This window comes from Pseudomonas sp. Pseusp3 (assembly GCF_047304225.1).
In the GTDB taxonomy this organism is placed as follows: Bacteria; Pseudomonadota; Gammaproteobacteria; order Pseudomonadales; family Pseudomonadaceae; genus Aquipseudomonas; species Aquipseudomonas fluorescens_CD.
Window position 1 is genome coordinate 1 of sequence record NZ_JBGLYV010000159.1, and the last position, 9,183, is coordinate 9,183.

Here is a 9,183-nt window from a genome sequence, read left to right on the forward strand (position 1 = left end):
AAAACTCTGGATAACGCGGGCACTCAGGCAGCACGCGTTATCGTTGACGTCCATCGCGAGCAAGCTCGCTCCTACAGGCCCCGTCGGAACTGCTCCGACGCGCACTGACACTGCTGGAAGCAAATTCCCTGCTCTGGTTACACTATGCCGCCGCAGCTCGGAGAGCCTGCCCGCAGACCAGAGGTGATATCCCAGTGGCCGTTCGACCACCTAATCGTTCGCGAATCAAATCGCGCTGGCAATCGTTGCGTCGCCTTTTCGGCAAGGCACCGGCTGCCGGCAGCGTCGCGGCGGGCCAAGTCATCCACGACTACTTCCGCCACCAGGCCCACTTCCAGGGCTACACCCTCAGCCACAGCCAGCAGCGCGTGATCGACTGCATGGCCCGGCAGGCGTCCATACTGGCGAGCGCTGCGCCGAACCCCCTTCCCGGCCTTTACCTGCATGGTGCCGTGGGGCGCGGCAAAAGCTGGCTGCTCGACGGTTTTTTCCGGGCCATTCCCCTCGCGAAAAAACAACGCCTGCACTTCCATCAGTTTTTCGCCCAACTGCACCAGGGCATGTTCGAGCACCGCGAACGTGCCGACGCCTTGGCGATCACCCTCGACGCACTGCTCAGCGATTGCCGGGTGCTGTGTTTCGATGAGTTCCATGTGCACGACATCGGTGATGCGATGCTCATCGCCCGGTTGTTCAAGGCACTGTTTCAGCGCGGCATCCTGTTGCTGGTCACCTCCAACTACCCGCCCGAAGGCCTGCTGCCCAATCCGCTGTACCACGCCCGTTTCAAACCGGTGATCGACTTGATCAATGCGCGCATGCAGGTGATGGAAGTCGGCGGTCCGCACGACTATCGCAGCCAGGTCCGCAACCACGCGCAACAGCTGTTCACCCAAGGCCATTACGTGTGGCCGGCCAGTGCGGTGCAGCGACGATCATTGAATCTGCCGGATCGCGGCGCCCAGCCCGTGGCGCTACCCGTGGGCACCCGGCATTTCCAGGCCCGTTTCTGCGATGAGCGGCGCATCGGTTTTACCTTCGCCGACCTGTGTGACCAACCTACCGCCGTGATGGACTACCTGGAACTGTGCCGCCGTTTCGATAGCTGGATCATCGATGAGCTGCCGCGGCTCGGTGAATGCTCGATTGCCGCCCAACAGCGTTTCATCAACCTCATCGACGTGCTGTACGACCAGGACAAGCACCTGACGCTGCTCGGGCAACACGCCCTGCGGGAAAGCCTGGACGGTGATGCCACTGATCTGGCACGCACCCGCAGTCGATTGGGGCAACTGGTTGAAGTCTGCGAGCCGACCTGACAGATCACCCGACTTTGCCGCTATCATGTCGCGCATTTCCGGGGCCACGCGCCTATTCCTTTTTTAATAGCGAATCTGTTCATGCATACCCTTGCTCAATTGCGCGCCGGCGAGTTGTCAGGCATCACGCGGCTGGATCTGGTCGATGGCCTCACCGAATTCCCCCGGGAGATTTTCGATCTGGCGGACTCGCTGGAAGTGCTCAACCTCAGCGGCAATGCCTTGAGCGCCCTGCCGCAGGACTTGCATCGCCTGACCCGTTTGCGCGTGCTGTTCTGTTCCGATAACCGCTTCACCGAGTTGCCGGCCTGCCTGGGCCAATGCGCTGCACTGACGATGATCGGCTTCAAGGCCAACCGCATCGCCCACGTGCCCGCAGCGGCACTCCCACCGCTGCTGCGCTGGCTGATCCTGACCGACAACTGCATCGAAACCTTGCCGAGCGAACTGGGAGAGCGCCCTTTCCTGCAAAAGCTCATGCTCGCCGGCAACCGTTTGCAAGCGCTGCCGGAGTCGTTGCGCCAGTGCCACCGGCTGGAACTGATCCGCATCGCCGCCAACCGGTTGACCGGGTTACCGCAATGGCTGCTGGAATTGCCGAGCCTGACCTGGCTGGCGTACGCCGGCAACCCGCTGGAAACCGAAGCCGATGCCGCGGCCCTCGACGCCACACCGCGCATTGACTGGTCGGCATTGCGTCTGGAGAAAAAACTCGGGGAAGGTGCGTCGGGGGTGATTCATCAGGCCGCCTGGCAACCGGCCGACCAGCCGTCCATGGCCGTTGCGGTGAAGCTCTACAAGGGCGAAATGACCAGCGACGGTTCGCCACTGCACGAGATGAACGCCTGCATCACCGCGGGCCTGCACCCGAACCTGATCCGCGTCGAAGGGCGGATTGTCGGTCACCCGCAGCAAACCGCCGGGCTGGTGATGCAACTGATCGCACCGAGCTACCGCAACCTCGCCGCATTGCCGAGCCTGGCGTCGTGCAGCCGCGATATTTACCCCGACGACTTGCGCTTCAGTGCTGCCGTGGCGCTGCGCATTGCCTCGGGCATTGCCTCGGTGGCCGAGCACCTGCACGGCCATGGCATCACCCACGGCGACCTCTATGGGCACAACATTCTATGGAATGAACAGGGTGATTGCTTGCTGGGGGACTTTGGTGCGGCGTCGTTCCACGCGATTTCCGACAGCCTTGAAAGCCGTGCCTTGCAGCGGATCGAAGTGCGGGCGTTCGGAGTGTTGCTGGGGGAGTTGCTGGAGCGGATCGACTCGGGGTTGAGCGATGAATTGCGCGGGGTGCTGGTGGATCTGGAGCAGCGTTGCTGTCAGCCACTGGTGCTGGCGCGGCCGGGGTTTGACGAAGTCGTGCAGCAATTGAAAAATCTGTGACCGCTGCGCGGTCAATCGCCGGATCGCCGCCCGGAGCCGGCTCGCTCTCACAGGGACAGCGCTAAACCTGTGGGAGCGGGCTTGCTCGCGAAGACGGTGTCACTGACGAATCAGATCAACCCGCCAACCCGACAAACATGTCCTGCACATCGTCGTGGTTATCAAGGCCTTCGAGGAATGCCTCGACTTCCGCCATCTGCTCGTCGCTCAGGCCGCTGACCGGGTTTTTCGGCTGGTAGCCCAGTTTGGCCGACAGCACGGTGAAGCCTTGTTCCGGCAGGGCTTTCTGTACCGAGTCGAGGTCGGTTGGCTCGGTCAGGAACAGGGTTGCACCGTCTTCACCCGGTTCGAAATCCTGTGCACCGGCTTCGATGGCAGCCATTTCCGGATCGGCGTCCGGGGTGTCCGGCGATGCTTCGATCATGCCGACATGGTTGAAGTCCCAGGCCACCGAACCGGAAGCCCCCAGTTGGCCCTTGCGGAACGCCACGCGGATCTCGGCGACGGTACGGTTGATGTTGTCGGTCACGCATTCAACGATCAGGGGTACCTGATGCGGGGCGAACCCTTCATACGTCACGCGATGGTATTGCACGGTTTCGCCCAACAAGCCCGCACCTTTCTTGATGGCGCGATCCAGTGTTTCCTTGGGCATCGAGGCCTTCTTGGCCTGTTCAACGACCAGACGCAAGTGTGCGTTGGTAGCAACATCAGCGCCGTTGCGCGCAGCAATAGTGATTTCTTTCACCAGTTTGCCGAAGATCTTGCCCTTGGCATTGGCTGCCGCTTCTTTGTGTTTAACCTTCCACTGTGCGCCCATTTCTCACTCTCTTATCTGTGGCATCTGTGGCGCCGAGACAATGATTGGCCGGCGCTTTGCGCAAGTTTATACGGCCTAAAGTTGGCAATCGACCAAAAAATCCCGACTGGTATCGACATCTTCACCAGCGGTTGTAGGGCGATTCGGAAATATCGCTTTAGCCTGCCCGCAATGTGCCGGGGTTTCGTACGCTCTGCCCCCTATTCCACGGCAGCGGCGTGTTCGATGCACAACGACAAGGAAAGTCCCACCACCCTGACCCTTCTCGATGACGACCTGAGCTTCCAGGTGGTCCGGTTCAGTGGTCATGAAGCACTCAACCAGCCCTATCGATTCGACATCGAGGTGATCGGGCTGGCACCGGCCCTGAACCTTGAACGACTGCTGCACCAACCGGCGTTCCTCGAATTTGGCCACGACCAAGGCATTCATGGCCTGCTGGACAGCGCCAGTTGTGAACACCGAAGCGGGCACCGGGTCGCTTACAAACTGGTGCTGGTGTCCCGTCTCCAGGCGCTGGATCGGCAACGATGCCGGCGGGTTTTCCAGTGCGCCAGCGTACCCATGATGCTGCGCCAGTTACTGGAGGAACACGGGTTGCCCGCCAGCAGCTATCGCTTTGAACTGACAACCGGGAATTATCCCCTGCGACCTTTTTGCATCCAGTACGAAGAAACCGACCTGGCGTTGCTGCAACGGCTGTGCGAGGAAGAAGGCATCCACTATCACTTCGAACATCAGCGCGACGGCCATGTGCTGGTGTTGGCCGATGACAGCCTGAGTTTCCCCCAGGAACCGCTGCTCATGCCGTTGCGCAGCGACGCCCTCGGCGAACATCACGAACCTGTGATCAGCGAACTGTTCCAGCGCCATGACGCTCCGCTCTCCCCCTGGTGCCCAAGTGCCAGGAGCCCGGGTGCACCGGACATCGGCGACGGCGCAGCCAATCACTCGTTCGCCACGGCGAGACACTTTCGCGCTCGCGAACAACAACATCGCGAACAGCTCAGCCGTCGACAACTGGAACGCCTGCGTTGCCGGCACCTGCAGATTCACGGTCAGAGTAACCAGGGAGCATTACGCAGCGGCCGGATCGTACAGGTGGCCGGGCACCCGCTGGCGAATTTCAACGATCAATGGCTGGTCACCGAAATCCGCCATGAGGGGCGTCACGCCTCCATTCTGCTCGACGACGCTGCGGGCGTGGCCAAGGGTTACCGCAATCAATTCAGCGCCATCCCGTGGTCGACGGTGTTCAGGCCAGCGCTCAATCAATCCCGGCCGAGTATCCCCGGGTATCAGCCCGGCCAGGTGTGCGGCCCGGTCGGGCAACCGGCGACAGTGGATGAGGATGGCCGGGTTCAGGTAATCCTCTGGCCCGCCACGCAATCAACCAACGAGGTGTCCACCGGCCTGTGGTTACCGCTGGCGCTGACCACCGTCGAGGACTGGATCGATCCGGCCCGCTTGCCCGTGGCCGGCAGCGAGGTACTGGTGATTTTCCTCGACAGTGACCCGGATCGCCCGGTGCTCTGTACGGCCATGAGCCCAAAGCCACAACCTCGCCGCCCTCGTCCGCGCGAGCCCCGCGGCGATACCCGCCTGCTGTTCGACTGGCTGCTCAACCGCTCGGACCTTGCGCCCTGACGCTCAGCACTTGTCAGCCTTTCCGGCCGCTGCGGCGAACTTTGCCAGACGCACATCCAGATGCCGCGGCCGACGCCCGTGATCCTCCGCGCGCTCTTTGCGGCGGATGGCGTTACGCACCATCAGCGAGCCGATGTAGCGAATCGGCTCCGGTGGAAAGAAACCCAGCGGTCCGTTGACCAGCGGCGAACGGGTCCAGGGGTTATCCAGGCCCTGGACCATCGACGCCAGAATCTGCCCACCCATGTGACAGGGCCCGACACCGCTGCCGGAATAGCCAAAACCATAGAACACATTGCCACTGGCGCTCATCTGCCCAAAAAACGGCAGCCCGGTCACCGAACGGTCCGACGGACCGTTCCAGGTCGCTTCGACCTTGACGTCGGCAAACGCCGGGAAGAAATCCGCCAGGCTGTTCTGCAACAATCCGGCATAGGGTGAAGGCTGATCGAACACCGGCAACATGCGTCCGCCATAAGCGAAGGTATTGCCGCCCTTGCCAAGCATGATCCGGCCGTCCGGGGTGTTGTGGTAGTAGTGCACGAAAATCCGCGAATCGAGCACTGTGACTCCGCTGGTCAAGCCGACTTCCTCGAGCAAATCCGGCCGGGGCTCGGTGATCAGCATGTCGCTGGAAACGATCGCCACGCTGCGCTCGAACTGCGGGAACGCCCGGGCCATCCACGCATTCATCGCCAGTACCACACGATCGGCGCGAACAGTGCCATTGGGGGTTTGAATACCCGCCGGCTTGCCTTCTTCCAGCCCGGTCATCGCGGTGTTTTCGTGAATCCTCACACCCAATTGCAAGGCGACCCGGCGCAGACCGCGCACCAGTTTGCCCGGCTGCACACTGGCCGCGGCCGGGGAAAACCAGCCTTCCAGGTGTTTGCTGGATCCGGCCATGCGCTGCACATCGGCCACCGGCCGCTGAGTGAACGAGTTGATGCCATTGCGCTCCAGTGCGGCGATGACCGCATCGGTCGAGCCGCATTGCGCACGATTGGTGGCGGTGTAGAGCGTACCGTCGAGGCGGTAATCGGCGTCCACCGCATACTGTTCGCAGAAGGCGCCGATGGCATGGATGCTGCGCTCGGACTCCTTGACCAGGCGCACGGCCTCTTCGACGCCGAACAACCGTTCCAGGGTGAAATACTTGGCCGACCACGACAACGCACAACCGCCATTGCGTCCACTGGCCCCGGCGCCGCAGATGTCCGCTTCGATGAGCAACACGTCCAGCTCGGGGTTCTGCTCCTTGAGCATGATCGCGGTCCACAACCCGGTGTAACCGCCACCGACGATGCACACGTCGGCACGGCTGTCGCCTTCCAGCGGCGGGCAGGTTTCGGATGCATCAGCCTTCAAGGCCTGGTCCAGCCAAAAGGGTCTCATGGGGGAAATCTCCAGTCAGTGGCCCACACGCCAGCCTGCCGCAGACGCAGCAGGCCGCGAGGGACAGGATTCAGGTACGCAGGGGTTTGATGTTCATCGCCCGATTGGGCACGAAGGGGTAGTTGGTTTTCAGGCCGCCCGGGCGGCTGTTCCAGTGCGGGATCAACACCAGCGCCGAGAACATGGCGCAGCCGGCGAAGACGATGAACACGGTAACGGTGTCGAAGTAGCCCGGCAGCAGCCCGCCGAGAATCGCCCCGACCGAGCCGCAGCCGTTGACGAAACCGGCTGCCGTGGCGCCGGCCTTGGCGGTGCCGAAGTCGATGGCCGCCGCGCCGCTGATCATCGAGTCCGGTCCGTAGAGGGTCAGGCCCATGACAAACAGCAGTGCCACCACCAGGACCACGCTGCCGGTGTGCAGGGCGCCCATGAACAGTGCCAGAGACACCGTCAGCGCCAACAGGCTGAGCACGCAAGCGGGCATGCGTCGGGCGCCGAACAGTTTGTCCGAGGCCAGGCCAATCATGATTGGCCCCAGCAACCCGGCAAGTTCGAACGAGGTCGGAATGATCGCCGCACCGACCTTGCCCACCGAAGGCATCTGTTCGAAGACGATCACCGGCCCCCACAGCAGAATCGCGTAGCGCGCCGGCTTGAGCATGAAGTACGCCAGCCCCAGCACCAGCACCGTACGGTTGCGCAGGATTTCCTTCAACGGCTCCCACATGCTGATTTTGCTTTGCGCGTCGGCCTGTTCGGCGGTCAGCTCAGGTTCCGGCTCCACCGCCGGCAAGCCGACGTCTTCCGGTTTGTTGCGTTGGAAAATAAAAAACAGCACGGCGACCAGCCCAACCACCGCCGCACTGGAAATGAACGCCGCATGCCAGCTGCCGATGAGCGTGTACGCCCACCAACCGGCAAACGGCGAGGCCACCAGACCGCCAAAGGCGTAGCAGGAACTCCACAGGCCCAAAACCCGTCCGCGTTGCTCGGAGGGAAAGAAGCTGCCGAGGTTCTTGCACAGCCCCGACCAACCAGTGGACTGCGCCAGGCCTTGTATCAGCATGCAGGTAGCGAAAATCGGTAAGGTTGCAAAGTTGCCCATCACCAGCGCCGCACAGGCGGAAATCAGCAACCCGCCCAGTACCACCACCCGTGGGCCGAAGCGGTCGGCAAGAATGCCCCAGGTGAATTGGCCGACGGCGTAGGCCGTCAGGTAGATGGCGTCGAGGTTGGCCATGGCCATTTTGTCGAGCATGAAGGTCGGGTCTTCGGCGATGCCGAGCTTGGCCACCGAGAAGGCTTTGCGGGTGAAGTAAAACGCGGCGTAGGCGAGCCAGGTGATCGCGAAGATCTGCACGCGCCAACGCTTGATGGTGCCGATGTGCTTGTTCATTGTGATTCTGACCTCAGGGTGTGAGTGTGCCGGCAGAATTGGAATAAAACGCCTGTTTTTTTATTGTTGAGCACTGCGGTATCGCCCTGTCCCTACGGCGGATACCGGTCAGATGAGTCCTGTTATTGCACGCCCAGGCTCATGGCACCCGCTGCTGTTCGACTGACCGGTCAGCGGGGCTGAGGTGGATAAAAACAATTACTGATTAATAAGTGAAATCGATTTATCGTATTTCAAATATAAGGTCAGCTTGTTACTGGAGATTGCCATGTCGGTTTCCCACGCCCAGCTCAAAGCGTTCCACGCCGTGGCGGTCCATGGAAGCTTTACCAAAGCCGCCGAGCGGCTTTTTCTGACGCAACCGGCGATCTCCGACCAGGTGCGCAAGCTCGAAGAGCGCTACGGTGTCTTGCTGTTTCACCGCAACAAGCGCTCGGTGCGCCTGACCGATCTGGGCGAGCGCCTGTTGAGCGTTACCCAGCGGCTTTTCGTGATCGAGGCGGAAGCCCAGGAACTGCTTCAGGAGTCCCAGGCCTTGCAGACCGGCAGCCTGATTCTGGCGGTGGACGCACCGGTGCATGTGCTACCGCAGATTGCCCGGTTCTGCGAACGCTACCCCGGGATCAGCGTGAAGATCGAAACCGGCAACACCGATGAGTCGCTCTTCCGACTGTTCAACTACCAGGCCGACCTGGCGTTGCTGGGTCGTGACGTCAGCGATGATCGCCTGATCTCCCTGCCCCTGCGTAACGACCCGATGGTGGCGTTCGTGTCGCGCCATCACCCGTGGGCCGACCGCGAATCCATCACCCTCGCGGACCTCGACGACACGCCACTGGTGCTGCGGGAAATCGGCTCGGTGACCCGACAGACCCTGGAAGAGGAAATGCAACGCGCCGGGTTCCGCATTCGCCCGGCGATTCAGGTCGAGGGCCGGGAGGCCGCACGGGAAGCGGTGGTGGTCGGGATCGGGGTGGGCGTGGTGTCGGCCGCCGAGTTTGGTGCGGACTCCAGGGTTTGCGCGCTGCCGATTACCGATTGCGAACGACGACTGACTGAAACCCTGGTGTGCTTGCGCGAGCAGAGTTCGCGGCGGGTGGTGGCGACGTTTCTGGAGATGGTGCGCGAAAGCCTGGTGTAGACAGGTCCGGCCCCCTTGGCGGGGGGGCCCCCCCGCCCCGCCCCGCGGGGGGGGGCCAGGGGGGGGGGGG

At 62.2% G+C, this 9,183-nt stretch carries 7 protein-coding genes; 4 read left to right on the plus strand and 3 right to left on the minus strand.

Going from position 1 to position 9,183, the window contains the following annotated elements; all coding sequences use genetic code 11:
- The first annotated feature begins 194 nt into the window (after positions 1-194).
- Both zapE and ACCD00_RS29155 read left to right on the plus strand, forming a co-directional pair.
- Entirely contained in the window at positions 195-1,319 is a 1,125-nt protein-coding gene (gene zapE, locus ACCD00_RS29150) for a cell division protein ZapE (protein ID WP_413428684.1), read from the plus strand.
- Between the two features lie 81 nt (positions 1,320-1,400).
- A complete protein-coding gene (locus tag ACCD00_RS29155) occupies positions 1,401-2,714 on the plus strand; it encodes a leucine-rich repeat-containing protein kinase family protein (protein ID WP_413428685.1) in 1,314 nt (437 codons plus the stop codon).
- A gap of 115 nt (positions 2,715-2,829) precedes the next feature.
- Here ACCD00_RS29155 and ACCD00_RS29160 read toward each other — a convergent pair whose 3' ends face one another.
- Positions 2,830-3,534, minus strand: a complete 705-nt coding sequence (locus ACCD00_RS29160; protein ID WP_413428686.1) for a YebC/PmpR family DNA-binding transcriptional regulator — start codon at positions 3,532-3,534, stop codon at positions 2,830-2,832.
- Positions 3,535-3,759: 225 nt separating this feature from the next.
- Between ACCD00_RS29160 and ACCD00_RS29165 the strand changes: the two genes are divergently transcribed.
- A complete protein-coding gene (locus ACCD00_RS29165; RefSeq protein WP_413428687.1) occupies positions 3,760-5,181 on the plus strand; it encodes a type VI secretion system Vgr family protein in 1,422 nt (473 codons plus the stop codon).
- A 3-nt stretch (positions 5,182-5,184) separates the two neighbouring features.
- Here ACCD00_RS29165 and ACCD00_RS29170 read toward each other — a convergent pair whose 3' ends face one another.
- Together ACCD00_RS29170 and ACCD00_RS29175 are read right to left on the minus strand one after the other, a co-directional pair.
- Positions 5,185-6,576, minus strand: coding sequence for an FAD-dependent oxidoreductase (locus ACCD00_RS29170; RefSeq protein WP_413428688.1), 1,392 nt, complete (start codon positions 6,574-6,576; stop codon positions 5,185-5,187).
- 70 nt (positions 6,577-6,646) lie between these two features.
- Positions 6,647-7,972 (minus strand): MFS transporter, encoded by a 1,326-nt coding sequence (locus ACCD00_RS29175; protein WP_413428689.1) that lies wholly within the window; start codon positions 7,970-7,972, stop codon positions 6,647-6,649.
- A gap of 268 nt (positions 7,973-8,240) precedes the next feature.
- On the opposite strand from ACCD00_RS29175, the gene ACCD00_RS29180 reads away from it, so the two are divergent.
- Positions 8,241-9,113, plus strand: a complete 873-nt coding sequence (locus ACCD00_RS29180) for a LysR family transcriptional regulator (protein WP_413428690.1) — start codon at positions 8,241-8,243, stop codon at positions 9,111-9,113.
- Positions 9,114-9,183: the final 70 nt, after the last annotated feature.

What these genes read in the sequence shown, in the direction of transcription:
- ACCD00_RS29155 (WP_413428685.1), top strand. Translation starts at nt 1,401, where the DNA reads ATGCATACCCTTGCTCAATTGCGCGCCGGCGAGTTGTCAGGCATCACG.
- ACCD00_RS29160 (WP_413428686.1), bottom strand. Translation starts at nt 3,534, where the DNA reads ATGGGCGCACAGTGGAAGGTTAAACACAAAGAAGCGGCAGCCAATGCC.
- ACCD00_RS29165 (WP_413428687.1), top strand. Translation starts at nt 3,760, where the DNA reads ATGCACAACGACAAGGAAAGTCCCACCACCCTGACCCTTCTCGATGAC.
- ACCD00_RS29170 (WP_413428688.1), bottom strand. Translation starts at nt 6,576, where the DNA reads ATGAGACCCTTTTGGCTGGACCAGGCCTTGAAGGCTGATGCATCCGAA.
- ACCD00_RS29175 (WP_413428689.1), bottom strand. Translation starts at nt 7,972, where the DNA reads ATGAACAAGCACATCGGCACCATCAAGCGTTGGCGCGTGCAGATCTTC.
- ACCD00_RS29180 (WP_413428690.1), top strand. Translation starts at nt 8,241, where the DNA reads ATGTCGGTTTCCCACGCCCAGCTCAAAGCGTTCCACGCCGTGGCGGTC.